General features: G+C 64.7%; 14 protein-coding genes. 5 read left to right on the top strand and 9 right to left on the bottom strand.

Going from position 1 to position 12440, the window contains the following annotated elements; all coding sequences use genetic code 11:
• Window positions 1–64: 64 nt before the first annotated feature.
• Together ribB and ACVWYQ_RS34915 are read right to left on the bottom strand one after the other, a co-directional pair.
• Window positions 65–1141 (bottom strand): 3,4-dihydroxy-2-butanone-4-phosphate synthase, encoded by a 1077-nt coding sequence (gene ribB / locus ACVWYQ_RS34920; RefSeq protein ID WP_036004011.1) that lies wholly within the window; start codon window positions 1139–1141, stop codon window positions 65–67.
• Window positions 1142–1317: 176 nt separating this feature from the next.
• Window positions 1318–3048 carry a cation:proton antiporter gene (locus ACVWYQ_RS34915; RefSeq protein WP_157286950.1) on the bottom strand — a complete coding sequence of 577 codons (1731 nt, stop codon included), beginning with the start codon at window positions 3046–3048 and terminating at the stop codon, window positions 1318–1320.
• 67 nt (window positions 3049–3115) lie between these two features.
• Between ACVWYQ_RS34915 and ACVWYQ_RS34910 the strand changes: the two genes are divergently transcribed.
• Window positions 3116–3643 carry a DUF3124 domain-containing protein gene (locus tag ACVWYQ_RS34910; protein ID WP_198399975.1) on the top strand — a complete coding sequence of 176 codons (528 nt, stop codon included), beginning with the start codon at window positions 3116–3118 and terminating at the stop codon, window positions 3641–3643.
• 52 nt (window positions 3644–3695) lie between these two features.
• Complete coding sequence (locus ACVWYQ_RS34905; protein ID WP_404543040.1) at window positions 3696–4928, top strand: aminotransferase-like domain-containing protein; 1233 nt, start codon at window positions 3696–3698, stop codon at window positions 4926–4928.
• Window positions 4929–4948: 20 nt separating this feature from the next.
• Here ACVWYQ_RS34905 and ACVWYQ_RS34900 read toward each other — a convergent pair whose 3' ends face one another.
• On the bottom strand, window positions 4949–5221 hold the full coding sequence (locus ACVWYQ_RS34900; RefSeq protein ID WP_404543041.1) for a helix-turn-helix domain-containing protein: 273 nt from the start codon (window positions 5219–5221) through the stop codon (window positions 4949–4951).
• A gap of 159 nt (window positions 5222–5380) precedes the next feature.
• On the opposite strand from ACVWYQ_RS34900, the gene ACVWYQ_RS34895 reads away from it, so the two are divergent.
• Window positions 5381–5833: a hypothetical protein gene (locus ACVWYQ_RS34895; RefSeq protein ID WP_404543042.1), complete on the top strand. Its 453-nt coding sequence runs from the start codon at window positions 5381–5383 to the stop codon at window positions 5831–5833.
• Between the two features lie 102 nt (window positions 5834–5935).
• Window positions 5936–6175, top strand: coding sequence for a hypothetical protein (locus ACVWYQ_RS34890; RefSeq protein WP_157286955.1), 240 nt, complete (start codon window positions 5936–5938; stop codon window positions 6173–6175).
• A 60-nt stretch (window positions 6176–6235) separates the two neighbouring features.
• On the opposite strand, the gene ACVWYQ_RS34885 is transcribed toward ACVWYQ_RS34890, so the two are convergent.
• The 5 genes from ACVWYQ_RS34885 to ACVWYQ_RS34865 all read right to left on the bottom strand — a co-directional run bounded on the left by ACVWYQ_RS34885 (window position 6236) and on the right by ACVWYQ_RS34865 (window position 11322).
• Complete coding sequence (locus ACVWYQ_RS34885) at window positions 6236–7054, bottom strand: aldo/keto reductase (protein ID WP_404543043.1); 819 nt, start codon at window positions 7052–7054, stop codon at window positions 6236–6238.
• A 259-nt stretch (window positions 7055–7313) separates the two neighbouring features.
• Entirely contained in the window at window positions 7314–8879 is a 1566-nt protein-coding gene (locus tag ACVWYQ_RS34880) for an alkaline phosphatase D family protein (protein WP_404543045.1), read from the bottom strand.
• A 112-nt stretch (window positions 8880–8991) separates the two neighbouring features.
• Window positions 8992–9411, bottom strand: a complete 420-nt coding sequence (locus ACVWYQ_RS34875) for a hypothetical protein (protein ID WP_271542532.1) — start codon at window positions 9409–9411, stop codon at window positions 8992–8994.
• A 109-nt stretch (window positions 9412–9520) separates the two neighbouring features.
• The gene (locus ACVWYQ_RS34870; protein WP_404543046.1) at window positions 9521–10522 is read right to left on the bottom strand and encodes an NAD(P)H-dependent flavin oxidoreductase; all 1002 of its coding nucleotides are present in this window, start codon (window positions 10520–10522) and stop codon (window positions 9521–9523) included.
• A gap of 62 nt (window positions 10523–10584) precedes the next feature.
• The gene (locus ACVWYQ_RS34865; RefSeq protein WP_275496905.1) at window positions 10585–11322 is read right to left on the bottom strand and encodes an SDR family oxidoreductase; all 738 of its coding nucleotides are present in this window, start codon (window positions 11320–11322) and stop codon (window positions 10585–10587) included.
• Window positions 11323–11494: 172 nt separating this feature from the next.
• Here ACVWYQ_RS34865 and ACVWYQ_RS34860 point away from each other — a divergent pair, with 172 nt between their 5' ends.
• Window positions 11495–11959, top strand: a complete 465-nt coding sequence (locus tag ACVWYQ_RS34860) for a winged helix-turn-helix transcriptional regulator (protein WP_271542538.1) — start codon at window positions 11495–11497, stop codon at window positions 11957–11959.
• A 24-nt stretch (window positions 11960–11983) separates the two neighbouring features.
• Here the strand turns inward: ACVWYQ_RS34860 and ACVWYQ_RS34855 are convergent, their stop codons facing one another.
• Window positions 11984–12358, bottom strand: a complete 375-nt coding sequence (locus tag ACVWYQ_RS34855; RefSeq protein ID WP_157287000.1) for a PRC-barrel domain-containing protein — start codon at window positions 12356–12358, stop codon at window positions 11984–11986.
• Window positions 12359–12440 lie beyond the last annotated feature (82 nt).

The raw sequence follows: 12440 nt of genomic DNA, 5'->3' as shown, positions 1-12440 counted from the left end.
TTGCATCCTGGCTTCGGTCGCTCCGGGGTGGCGCTTTCAGCGCGACCGGGAAAGACAATGCGTGTCAGCTTTCGAGCTGCTCGTTGGCGACGATCTCGATGCCGAAGCCCGATAGGCCCTTGTAGTCGTGCACCGACGAGGTGAGATGCCGGATCGAAGTCACGCCGAGGTCGCGCAGGATCTGCGCGCCGACGCCGACCTCGCGCCACTGGCGGTTGCGGTCGGCCTCCGTCGACGTCTCGTCCGGCAGCGGCGAAACGGGCACGCCGGCCGCGCCGTCGCGCAGGTAGACCAGCACGCCGCGGCCGGTCTTCTTGAAATGCTCGAGCACGGCGGCCATGCGCTTGTGGCCGGTGAAAGTGTCCTTGACGATGTTCGGCTTGTGGAAGCGCGTCAGCACGTTCTTGCCGTCGCCGACCCCGTTGTAGACGAAGGCGACGTGAGCGATGGAATCGAACGGTGAACGGTAGGCATAGCCCTGCAAGGGACCGATCGGGCTGTCGGTGACGAAGGTCGAGACCCGCTCGATCAGCTTCTCGCGCGCCTGGCGGTAGGCGATCATGTCCGCGATGGTGACGTGCTTGAGCTTGTGCCTGACCGCGAACTGCGCGACCTGCTCGCCCTTCATCACGCTGCCGTCGTCGTTCATGAGCTCGCTGATGACGCCGACCGGCGGCAGGCCGGACAGCTTGCAGAGGTCGACGGCGGCCTCGGTGTGGCCGGAGCGCAGCAGCACGCCGCCGTCCTTGGCGATCAGCGGAAAGATGTGGCCGGGCCGGGCGAAGTCGTTGGCGCCGACATTGGGATTGGCGAGCGCACGGCAGCACGAGGCGCGCTCCTCGGCGGAGATGCCGGTGCCGCCGTCGGGCTTGTAGTCGATCGAGACCGTGAACGCGGTGGTGTGCGCGGAATCGTTGTGGGCGACCATCGGATCGAGCCGCAGCCGGCGCGCGTCCTCGGTCGTCACGGGCGCGCAGACGATGCCGGAGGTATGGCGGATGATGAAGGCCATCTTCTCGGCGGTGCAGAGCGAGGCGGCGACGATCAGATCGCCCTCGCCCTCGCGGTCCTCGTCGTCGGTGACGACCACGAGCTCACCCCGGGCAAAGGCCTGCAAGACTTCCTGAACGCTATCGGGCATTTCCCAATCTCTATCGGTTATGGCCGGGAGGCTTAGCCGGACTTGGGTCGGGGCGCTAGTCTCCCCAGCGCAACCACATATGCCCGAGGGCGGGCCTGCCGATGGGTTTCAGGCTTGCACCGGGCATACCAGCGATATAGGCGCAGATTGCCCGCAAGGAAGGCGGCCCTACGCCGTCAGGGCAGCACCTCGCGGCGCTCGCCGAGGCGCTGATCGAGCTCGGCGCGCTTGTCCGCGAGCAGGCCGGCCTGGGCGGCTTCGATCACGGTAAACAGCTCATGTGCATCGCTGAGTCGGGTCACGGTGACGTAGCTGGCGCCGGCCTCGTAGAGCGCGCCGACGTCGGCCAACAGGTCGGCCGTGGCGACGATCAGGGCGGTCGGATTGAGCGCGCGGACGTGACGGACCAGCTTCTCGTTGGTGGCGCCCTTCAGCAGCGAATCCGGCACGCTGAGGATGATCATCTCGGACTTGCCGACGCCGGCATGGAGCAGCGTGTCGGCGCTGCTGATGTCGCCATAGATCACGTGCAGACCACGTGAAAGCAGGGTCTGGTACACATTGGGGTTGAAATCGACCACGGTGATCTGCTCGAGCAGCACCGGTGCCTGCCGTTCGATCTCGGCCAGCAGCGCGCTCGCCGCACGGAAAAAGCCGAGGATGACGATGCGGCGGGCCTCGCCATGGCCGCCCTCGTGGCCCTCCTCGGCATGGCCGTTGCCATGGTCGAGATCGCGCAGGCCGATCCGCTTCAAGGGGCCGATCGCCCAACGGGTGATCTCGTCGCTGCGGGTCATCACGAAGGTCGAGAGCACCGCCAGCACCACGAAGGCGAACGAAGCCGCATTCGCCGTCTCGGCAGCGATGTGGCGGTCCGCGACGCCGGTCTGGATCACCACCAGCGAGAATTCGGAGATTTGCGCGAGGTTGAGCGCCGGCAACAGGCTGGCGCGCAGGCCCTGCTTCATCAGGTAGAGCGGGATGAAGGTAGTGACGAGGCGGCTCACCACCGTGAACGCCGCGATCATCAAGGCGAGGCTGATCACCGAGAGGCCGGGCACGGGAATGGTCATGCCGAGCGCGACGAAGAACAGCGTGATGAAGAAGTCGCGCAGCGTGGTGACCTTGGCGGTGACATCGAGCGCATAGGGGAAGGTCGAGAGCGAGACGCCGGCGATCAGCGCACCCATCTCGCGCGACAGCGACAGTTGATACGCGGTCTCGGCGACGAGAAAGCACCAGGCGAGCGCGCCGAGCAGGATCAGCTCGGGCCGCCGGGCGATCTGGTGGAACAGGCGGGGCAGCACGTAGCGGCTGACCAGCAGCGCGGCCGTGACCAGCACCGCGACGCGGCCGATCGAGAGCAGGATGACGCTGACCTGCAGATTGGCCAGACTCGGCTGCACCGCCAGGAACAGGATGGCGAAGATGTCTTGGAGCACGAGGATGCCGAGGGTGATGCGGCCCGGCAGCGTATCGAGCTCGCGCTTCTCGTAGAGCACCTTGACGATGATGACCGTGCTCGACAGCGCGCAGGCGACGCAGAGATAGACCGCATCGAAATGCCCACCGCCGAGCGACAGGCCGATGCCGACAAAGAACAGAAGCCCGAGCAGACAGCCGCCCAGCAGCTGGCTGCCCGCCGCGAACAGGATCACCCGCCCGGCCCGAACGATCTTCTTCAGGTCGATCTCGAGCCCGATCATGAACAGCATGAAGATCAGGCCGAGCTCGGAGATGACGCTGATCGATTCCTGCGAATGGACCCAGCCGGCACCGAATGGACCTATGCAGAAGCCGGCGATAAGGTAGGCCAGGATCAGCGGTTGCCGGGAGAAATGGGCGAGAAGCCCCAGCATCCAGGCGAACAGAATAGAGAGTGTGATATCGCGAATGAGCTCATGCATGCCAAATTGGTCCGTTTTGCCGCACCCTAGTGGCGGGTTGCGGTGCGGCAAGCGAGCAATTCGTCACATGCGGAATGGGCTCTTCGCAGCCATGCTGCTCGCTCCCTTCGCCTTTGCCGTGCCCGCCGCCGCGCAATCCAAGATCAGTATCGAACAAAACTTTGCCGATTCGCTCACCACGCCGCCGAAGGAGGACCTCGCCGTCTCCGGCGGTTTCTACGTGCCCGCCTATTCCAGCGTCGCGATGAGCCAAGGCAAGCTGCGTGTCGACTTCTCGGTGACGCTGAGCGTACACAACGCCTCCGAGACCCAGCCGCTGGTCATCAAACGCATCGCCTATTTCGACACCGCAGGCAAGCAGGTCGAGAGCTTTCTGAAGACGCCGGTGGCGTTGAGGCCGCTCGCCACCGTCTCGATCTTCATTCCGACCGACGACGTGCGCGGCGGGACCGGCGCCAATTTTCTGGTCGACTGGGCCGCCACGGGCGAGATCGCAGAATCCGTGGTCGAAGCCTTAATGGTTGGCGGCGTCGCCAACGCGCATTACGCTTTCATCAGTCAGGGCCGTCCGACCAGGACGGCCGGCAAGAAGTAAGGCGGCCGGTGCAAAGCCGACGCTCAACAAGAACAAAACGAGGAACGCTCCCATGACGTCCAGCTTCGATTTCGCGCCCCTGTTTCCAGCAGGGCTGCCGGCCCCGTCTGCGCGCTGGACGGGCCTTGCCAAATACAGCTTCGTCGGCGGCAACAACGATTCCGAACAGGTGCCGCTCGACGAGCTGATCGAAGCGGCCGACACGGTGCTGCGGCGCGAGGGCCGCTCGCTCGCCACCTACGGTCTGGCGCATGGTCCGCAGGGCTACCTGCCGTTGCGCGAATTCCTGGTGACGAAACTCAAGCGCGACGCCGGCATCAGCTGCACGGTCGACGACCTCCTGATCGTCTCCGGCTCGCTCCAGGCGCTCGACCTCGTCAACGCCACCCTGCTGTCGCGCGGCGACACCGTGATTTTCGAGCAGGAGAGCTATCAGGGCTCCCTGACACGCCTGGCGCGGCTCGGCGTCAACGTCGTCGGCATTCCGCTCGACCAGGACGGCATGCGCATGGACCTGCTGGCCTCCACGCTGGCCGACCTGAAGCGCCGCGGCATCCGGCCGAAATACATCTACACCATTCCGACGGTGCAGAACCCGACCGGCAGCATCATGCCCGAGAGCCGCCGCACCGAGCTGGTGCGGCTCGCGACCGAATATGGCGTGCCGATTTTCGAGGACGATTGCTATGCCGACCTCATCTGGTCGGGGCAGCGGCCGCCCGCGATCTACGCGATGAGCGAGAGCGGCGGCGTGATTCATATCGGCTCGTTTTCCAAGTCGATCGCGCCGGCGCTGCGCGTCGGCTTCGTCGTGGCGCCCTGGGAGGTGATGTCACGGATGCTCGCGCTGAAGACGGATGCGGGCTCCGGTGCGCTGGAGCAGATGGTGCTCGCCACTTACTGCAAGCCGCACTTTTCAACCCACGTGCCGACCCTGACCAAGGCGCTGCGCAGCAAGCTCGACACGCTGATGGAAGCCCTCAACGAGCAGTTCGGGACCGCCGCTGAGTTCGAGGAGCCCAAGGGCGGCATCTTCCTCTGGGTCAAGCTGCCCGACCAGGTCGATACGCTGAAGCTGTATCAGGCCGCGCTCGCCGTCGGCGTCTCGATCAATCCGGGGCCGGAATGGTCGACCAGCAAGGGCCATTCCGCCTCGCGGCTGCGGCTGTGCTTTGCCAGCCCCACGCATCAGCAGATCCGCGATGGCGTCGCCGTGCTAGCTGAGGTCTGCCGCAAGGAGTTCGGCGTGCCCGCCCGCAGCGCCAATGTGGAGAAGCGAGCCTGAGGCCCGGTCCGGACGTCTCCTCACGCCGCCTGTGGCTTACTGCCGTGAATCGCGGAAGCCAGCCGCAGCAACAGGACGATGGAGACGTTGCCTTTGCCGGCCTCGATCTGGGCGATGTAGCGCTCGGAAATCCCCGAGCGGCGGGCGAGCTCCCGGCGCGACAGATCGCAGCGCATGCGGGAGCACCGCAGGCGATCGCCCAACTCGCTCAGAAATGCGGCCTCGGAATAAGGCGGTACGGCACAGCTCCCGGGCAGCACTTCGCCCGCAAAATCCATGACTTGATTCAGCATTGCTCTATCCACGTTCGCCTTCGGGAAATGCCATCTTACCTTCCAAACGCCCTGCCTCATTGACGCGGATCAAATTCGCGGGCGATCGGCGGCTTCCGTGGCGGGGTCGCGCGCGGGATGCTAGACTTTGGAATTGTTCGAGGCGGGGTTTTTCAGGACATGATGCGTTGTTCGAGCCGCTGGATCGCGGCTGCGGTGCTGTGGGTCGCGTTCACTTCCACGGCCGGTGCCGAGACGCTGGCCACGACCGTTGAGCAATGGGGTCTGCTCGGCTCGTGGGCGGTCGATTGCTCGGGTAGGCCCGACCGCGACCAGGGCGCGCGCTTGACTTACGACATCCGGAAAGACGGCCGGGTGATGTACCGGCGCAATTTCGGCGAGGCCAGGGACGAGAACGAGGTGGTGTCCGCCACGGTCAATGCCGAGGGCCTGCTCAATGTCATGGTGTACTTCCCCTCGTTGCATCAGGCCCGCGAGTTCGGGTTGCTGTTGCAGAAGGACGGCATCCTGCGCGCGATCTACAATCGCAGCGAGCGCGGCGAGTACACGATCAGGAACGGCAAATACGTCGCCAGCGGTGCGCCGACGCCCGCGCAGCAGCGCTGCGATTAGCACGCCTTCGTCTGAACATCCGTTCAGAATTCTCTTCCCGCTCCTCCGGAACGTTCGCGCAAATCTGCGGTTTAGATGTGCATTCGTTTGGAGGAGGACATCATGAAAAAGCTTGGTTATGTGGTTGCGGCTCTCGGTGCGCTCGTGATCGCGGCGCCGACACTCGCAAGTGCGGAGACGGTGGTGATCAAGCGCAGCGGCGGCTATCATCATCATCACCACGGCCCGTACGGCGCCCGCGCCGAATTCCGCGGACATCGCCATGGCTGGCATCGCCACCATCGCGGCGACAAGGTTGTCGTCATCAAGCGCAGCCATCGCCATCACCACCACTGGGACTAATGCGCAACGCAACATGGAAATGGCCCCTCACGGGGCCATTTCTATTGCTTGTCATTGCAGCTAATCCCATGCCGGTGCGAAGCCGGGATTGACGCAACGTCTGTCCTTCGCCAGCGCGGCGATTTTTATGCGGTCGGCATCGTCGAGCGTGATCTTCAGCGCGTCGAGATTGGCCTGCTGGCTCTCGCGACGCGAGGCCTTCGGGATCGCGGCGACGCCGTCCTGGTCGAGCAGCCATTTCAACGCGACCTGCGCAGCGGTGGCATTGTGCCGGGCGCCGATGTCGGCCAGCACCGGATCGCTCGCGAAACGCCCTTGCGCCAGCGGACAATAGGCAACCAGCGGAATCGACCTCGCTTGGAGATAGGCCAGCACCTTCGATTGATCGAGCATGGCGTGATATTCGACCTGGTTGCAGGCGATCGGCGCCTTGATCTCCTCGACCGCGACCTTGAGCAGCGCGGTGGTGAAATTGGCAACGCCGACCGCGCGCGTGCGCCCCTCCGCCTTGAGCGTCATCAGCGTCTCGAACACCGCGCCCCAGTTCGCGGCCTTCGACGGCCAATGCACGAGATAGAGGTCGACATGGTCGAGCCGGAGCTTCCTAAGGCTGGCGTCGAAAGCGCGGCGGATCGCATCGCGGCTGAGGTTCTCGTGCCAGACTTTCGTGGTGACGTGCAGCTCGCCGCGCGGCACGCCGGAGGCGGCGATGGCCGCACCGATCGCCTCCTCATTGGCGTACATCTCGGCCGTGTCGATGTGGCGATAGCCGATGGAAAGCGCGCTCTCGACCGCGGCACGGCAGGCATCGCCCTGCATGCGGAAGGTGCCGAGGCCGAGCTTGGGCATGCTGATGCCCTGTGTTTTCAGATGATCCATGCAACAGGCTCCTGAGCAATTCAGCCCACCGGATGCGCGCGGCGATGTCGCGTGAGCAGACTTTTCGAGTGATGGAGAAGAAGTGGCGGGACCCCCCACCCTAGCGCGGGAGGAGCACGGCGGCCAATCAAGATCGGGTTAGCAATGCCTCTCCATCGTCATGGCCGGGCTTGTCCCGGCCCTCCACGCATTGCCACGCGGCACGAAGAACGTGGATGCCCGGGACAAGCCCGGGCATGACGACTGGCGCGCCGCAACCTCACCAATGCTGCGCCACCAGCGAAGGATGCACCTGCGGCTGCGGTACGATGTCGACCGACCAGAGGTCGCGATTGTCGACGTCCTTCAGGGTCACGGTCATCACGCCGGTCCGGCCATCGATATCGACCTTGCCGAAGAATTGCAGGCCGAAGCAGGGCGCGAGATTCTCGCCTTGCGCAGCGCTGCAGCCATGCTGGTACATCGCGACCGGGCCGAAGGTGTCGTCGAGCTCGCCCGGTCCCCAGCTGCCGGCATGCAGCGGGCCGGAGACGAACTCCCAGAACGGCTCGAAATCCCTAAATTGCGCCTTGCTCGGATCGTAATAATGCGCGGCGGTGTAGTGCATGTCGGCGGTGAGCCAGACGATGTTGCGGATGCCGGCGCGCTTGATCGAGGCGAGCAGATCCGCGATCTCGTGCTCGCGCCGGTCGGGCGGCCCATCGCCGAGCGCAACGGCATCCAGGCTTATCAGGCCGATCGGCAAATCGGCCGCGATCACCTTCCAGGTCGCGCGCGAAGCGGCGAGCTCGCGCTTGAGCCAGGCGAGCTGCTCGGCGCCCAGGATCCAGCCGCGGTGATCATCGCCCTTGTTCCAGCTCTCGTCGCGGTAGCTGCGCATGTCGATCATGAAGACGTCGAGCAGCGGGCCGTAGGCGATCTTGCGATAGACGCGGCCGTGCCGCGCGCCGATGTCGCGGATCGGCATGAAATCGAAGAAGGCTCGGCGGGCGCGCGCGACCAGGCGCGGGGTGCCGTCGTCCTCGTGTCCGGACTCGTCATAGGTCCCGATCGGCGACCAGTCGTTGGTCACCTCGTGATCGTCCCACTGCGCGAACATCGGCACCTGCGCATGGAAGGCGCGGAAGTGCTCGTCGAGATGGTTGTATTTGTAGTTGCCGCGGAACTGCGCCAGGGTGTGCGCCACCTCCGATTTCTCTTCGGTGACGATGTTGCGCCAGGTGTCGCCGTTCGGCAGCTTCTGCTCGGAAGGGATCGTGCAGTCCGCGTAGATGTGATCGCCACAGTGAATGAAGAAATCCGGATTGTTGTCGAGCATGGTGCGATAGCTGCGATAGCCGCCGCGGGAGACGTCGATGCCCCAGCCCTGCCCGGCGGTGTCGCCGGACCACAGAAACGAGATCGACTGACGCGCTGCCGGCGCGGTGCGGAAATGGCCGATGCGGCTTTCACCGAGGAGACCGGTGGCGATGTCGTCGAAGCGGACGCGGTAGAAGATGTCCTGCCCGGGCGGCAGATCCGCCAGCAGGAGTTTTGCAGTGAGATCGGCGGCGGGCAGCGCATCGCCGGAGGCCGAGGCGATGATGGTCTTGAAGCTCTCGACCGTAGAGCATTCCACCTGCATCCGCGCGGGCCGATCGGCGCGCGCCCAGATCACCGCGGAGCCGCCGGAGACATCGCCGGACTGGATGCCGCCTGCGATCTGCGGCCGATCGGCCGCGCGGCTCAAATGAGGCTTCGCGAGCGCGGCGATGGCGAGACTGGAAGCGGAGCGGACCAGAAACTGCCGCCGGGTCCATGCGCGCGAGGCGCGGAGCGTTGCCATTCAGGAGACCTTCGTCGAATCTCGACGGAAGGTGCCTGCGCTCCTTGACTCCCGGCTTACGGATTCTTGACTCCGCGCCTACGGTTTTGCGACGCGGGGATGACGCCTGTGATCACCGCTTCCAGTTGCAGATGCCGCCGGAGCGGCATGGCCAGGTCTGGATGCGGGTGTCCAGTGCCTGCGCATCGAGCGGGTTGCCGCGGCGGTGCGCGAGCTTGGCGCGGGCCGCGCCCCGCGGCTGGCTGCTCGCCGCATGCGTGCCCTTAGGCTCGGCCACACGAACGCGTTCGGCGGCAACCTTCTTCGGCACGTCGACGGGCTCAGCGCGTGCCTGTGCCTCGTTCCCACCGCGCGCTTCGAGCGCGACCGGCGCGAAGTGCGTCTCCGGCCCGAGACGTTTCGGCGACAGCACCGCCTTGGATAGATCGAGGCCGAGATATTCGCCCGGCTTGTAGTCGTCGGCGCGCGCAACACCGGCCCCTGCGACCACGAGGGCAAAGGCAATTGCGAAGGGAACGCTTTTCAGGACCACGGACGCCTCCTGAAATCGATTTATGAAAGGGGCAATTTACCCCTATCTAGGAGGCGCCGCGCGTAATTCCAGCGGTCAGATGCCGCCGTGGTTAAGAAGTTTGGCGGTGTCAGGCGACCTTTCGCGCAGCGTCCGTCCCGTCCAGGAACCCCATCAGGCGGCTGCGGATGATGGTTTCAGCCTCGGCCATGATGCGATCGATCAGCTCCTTGCAGGACGGGATGTCGTGGATCAGGCCCGCGACCATGCCGCAGCTCCAGGCGCCGGCATCCATCTGGCCGTCCAGCATGATCCTGGGATAGACGCCCGCGACCTGGTCGTGGATGTCGTCGATCGTGAGCTTGGCGCCCTTTTCGCGCTCGATCTCGAGCAGGCGGTCGACATTGGCGTTCTTCAGGACGCGCTCGGTATTGCGCAACGCCCGCATGATCAGGCGGGTGTCGAGCTCGGTGGCCGCGACCAGCGCGTCCTTCACGTTCTGGTGCACCGGCGCTTCCTTGGTGGCGATGAAGCGCGTGCCCATGTTCATGCCCGCCGCGCCCAGCGAGAGCGCCGCGACCAGGCTGCGACCATCGGCCATGCCGCCGGAGGCGACGAATGGGATTTTCAACTCCTCCGCCGCACGCGGCAGCAGGATCATGTTGGGAATGTCGTCCTCGCCGGGATGGCCGCCGCACTCGAAGCCGTCGACGCTGACGGCGTCGCAGCCGATGCGCTCGGCCTTCAGCGAGTGGCGCACCGATGTGCATTTGTGGATGACCTTGATGCCGGCGGCCTTCAGCGCCGGCATGTAGGCTTCCGGGCTGCGGCCCGCGGTCTCCACGGCCCTGATGCCGCCCTCGACGATGGCCGCGATGTATTCCGGATAAGGCGGCGCCGAGAAGGCCGGCAGGAAGGTGAGGTTGACGCCGAACGGCTTGTCCGTCATGTCGCGGCAGCGCGCGATCTCCTTGGCGAGCAGCTCGGGCGTCTTCTGCGTGAGACCGGTGATGATGCCGAGCCCGCCGGCATTGGAGACGGCAGCGGCCAGCTCGGCGAAGCCGACGAAATGCATGCCGCCCTGGATGATCGGGTGCTCGATGCCGAACAGTTCGGTGATCGCGGTCTTCACTGAAAATCCTCCCGGAATTTGCTTGATGTTGAGCTCAGTCTAGCCGGACTTTCTCGCCGCGGTCACCATTTCTCTCCGAAGGGGCGGATCTCCATCTCGAAAGTCCAGGCGCTCTTCGGCTGCTGGTAAAGCTGCCAATAGGCGTTCGCGACCGAGGACGGCGGCATCAGGAGGTCGGGATTATCGAGCGCATTCGGCCCGAGCGCCTCGAGCCGGCGCTGGCGCACCCATTCGGTGTCGACGCCGGAATCGATGATGAGATGGGCGACGTGGATGTTCTTCGGCCCGAGCTCGCGCGCCATCGCCTGCGCGACCGCGCGCAGGCCGAACTTGGCGCTGGCGAAGGCGGCATAGCCGCTGCCACCGCGCAAGCTCGCGGTCGCACCCGTGAAGAAGATGTTGCCGCCGCCGCGCGGCAGCATCAGCCGCGCGGCCTCGCGCCCGGCGAGGAAGCCGGAATAGCAGGCCATCTCCCACACTTTCCGAAACACGCGCTCGGTGGTGTCGAGGATCGGGAAATTGACGTTGGCGCCGACGTTGAAGATGCAGACTTCGAGCGGTGCATGCTTGTCGGCGTCATTGAGGAAGGCGATGACCTCATCCTCCTTCCGCGCGTCGAGCGAGCGGGCGTGGATGTCACCACCGGCGGCTTCGATCTCTTGCACCAGCGGCGCGAGCTTATCGCCATTGCGGCGGCCGGCGAAAATCGAGAACCCTTCGGCGGCAAACTTCTTGGCGATCTCGGCGCCGATAAAATCGCCGGCCCCGATGACGGCCGCAGTCGCGTTTCGCTTGGACAAGACCGCCTCCTCCCATGGGCCGCGCTGCGAGCGCGCGGCGTTTGTGTGCCGGAGGCTATAGTTCAATAATAGAACTGTCAAACTGAGCAGCTGAATGTTAGTTTCTAGTGAAAATCTCTCTGATCGATCAACTTAGTTCCTTTTTCAGACTGACGACTTGAGGAACCGCATCATGAAATGGGACACGCTGGAGGAAGAGCCCTGCTCGCTTGCGCGCACCGTCGCCGCGATTGGCGACCGCTGGACGCTGCTGATCCTGCGCGAGTGCTTCTTGCGGGTCAGGCGGTTCGAGGCGTTTCAGTCCTCGCTCCAGATCACACGCCATCTGCTCTCGGAGCGGCTGAAGAAGCTGGTCCGCTTCGGCATCCTGCGCCGCGTCCCCTATTCCGAGGCGCCGAAGCGCTACGAATACATCCTCACCCAGAAGGGGCTCGACCTCTACCCGATCATCATGGCGATGGTGCATTGGGGTGACACCCATATGGGCGACGAGCGCGGCCGCCCGCTGCTGCACGAGCACAAGAGCTGCGGCAAGCTGTTCGATCCCGTAATGGTGTGCTCGGAATGCGGCGAGGTGCTGCATGCCAAGCAGGTGCATGTGCATGCGGGCCCGGGGCGGAGAGAAGCGGCGGGGTGAGCGAGGCGCCGCGCCTCTCAAAGCTCAAGCGAAGGGAACACCGTAATAGGAGTTGATGCCGCGCACGGCGGCGTCGTCACTCCAGTTCCAGTCGGTCTTCTCACCGTATTTCGGCGCGCCTTCCAGATCCTTGGCGGTGATCGCAGTCACGTAACCGCCGAGCTCGGTGTCGTACTTCAGCGACTGCCAGGGCAACGGATAGTGATCATTGCCGAGGCCGAGAAAGCCGCCGAAACCAAGCACCGCATATGAGACCTTGCCGCTGATCTTGTCGATCATGACCCGTTCGATTGAACCGATCTTGTTGCGATCGGCACCGTAGACCGCGGTTCCCTCGACCTTGTCGCTTCCGATCAGCCGGCCCATCTCGTTACGGTCCAGTTCGCCCTGATTCAGCATCGTCATTCTCCACTCAGCCATTTATCAATCAACCGGAAGGGGTGAGTGATCGTTCCGGCGGGTATTCCGCAAAAGCTTTGGG

Source organism: Bradyrhizobium sp. USDA 3397 (genome assembly GCF_054060965.1).
Note: the sequence above shows the minus strand (reverse complement) of the source record. Positions and strands in the feature narration are given on the sequence as shown.

Bases quoted from the DNA above. Each gene is read 5' to 3' on its own strand.
- ACVWYQ_RS34885 (WP_404543043.1), bottom strand. From the start codon at position 7,054: ATGGATCATCTGAAAACACAGGGCATCAGCATGCCCAAGCTCGGCCTC.
- ACVWYQ_RS34860 (WP_271542538.1), top strand. From the start codon at position 11,495: ATGAAATGGGACACGCTGGAGGAAGAGCCCTGCTCGCTTGCGCGCACC.
- ACVWYQ_RS34910 (WP_198399975.1), top strand. From the start codon at position 3,116: ATGCGGAATGGGCTCTTCGCAGCCATGCTGCTCGCTCCCTTCGCCTTT.
- ACVWYQ_RS34890 (WP_157286955.1), top strand. From the start codon at position 5,936: ATGAAAAAGCTTGGTTATGTGGTTGCGGCTCTCGGTGCGCTCGTGATC.
- ribB (WP_036004011.1), bottom strand. From the start codon at position 1,141: ATGCCCGATAGCGTTCAGGAAGTCTTGCAGGCCTTTGCCCGGGGTGAG.
- ACVWYQ_RS34880 (WP_404543045.1), bottom strand. From the start codon at position 8,879: ATGGCAACGCTCCGCGCCTCGCGCGCATGGACCCGGCGGCAGTTTCTG.
- ACVWYQ_RS34900 (WP_404543041.1), bottom strand. From the start codon at position 5,221: ATGCTGAATCAAGTCATGGATTTTGCGGGCGAAGTGCTGCCCGGGAGC.
- ACVWYQ_RS34895 (WP_404543042.1), top strand. From the start codon at position 5,381: ATGATGCGTTGTTCGAGCCGCTGGATCGCGGCTGCGGTGCTGTGGGTC.
- ACVWYQ_RS34855 (WP_157287000.1), bottom strand. From the start codon at position 12,358: ATGCTGAATCAGGGCGAACTGGACCGTAACGAGATGGGCCGGCTGATC.
- ACVWYQ_RS34915 (WP_157286950.1), bottom strand. From the start codon at position 3,048: ATGCATGAGCTCATTCGCGATATCACACTCTCTATTCTGTTCGCCTGG.
- ACVWYQ_RS34905 (WP_404543040.1), top strand. From the start codon at position 3,696: ATGACGTCCAGCTTCGATTTCGCGCCCCTGTTTCCAGCAGGGCTGCCG.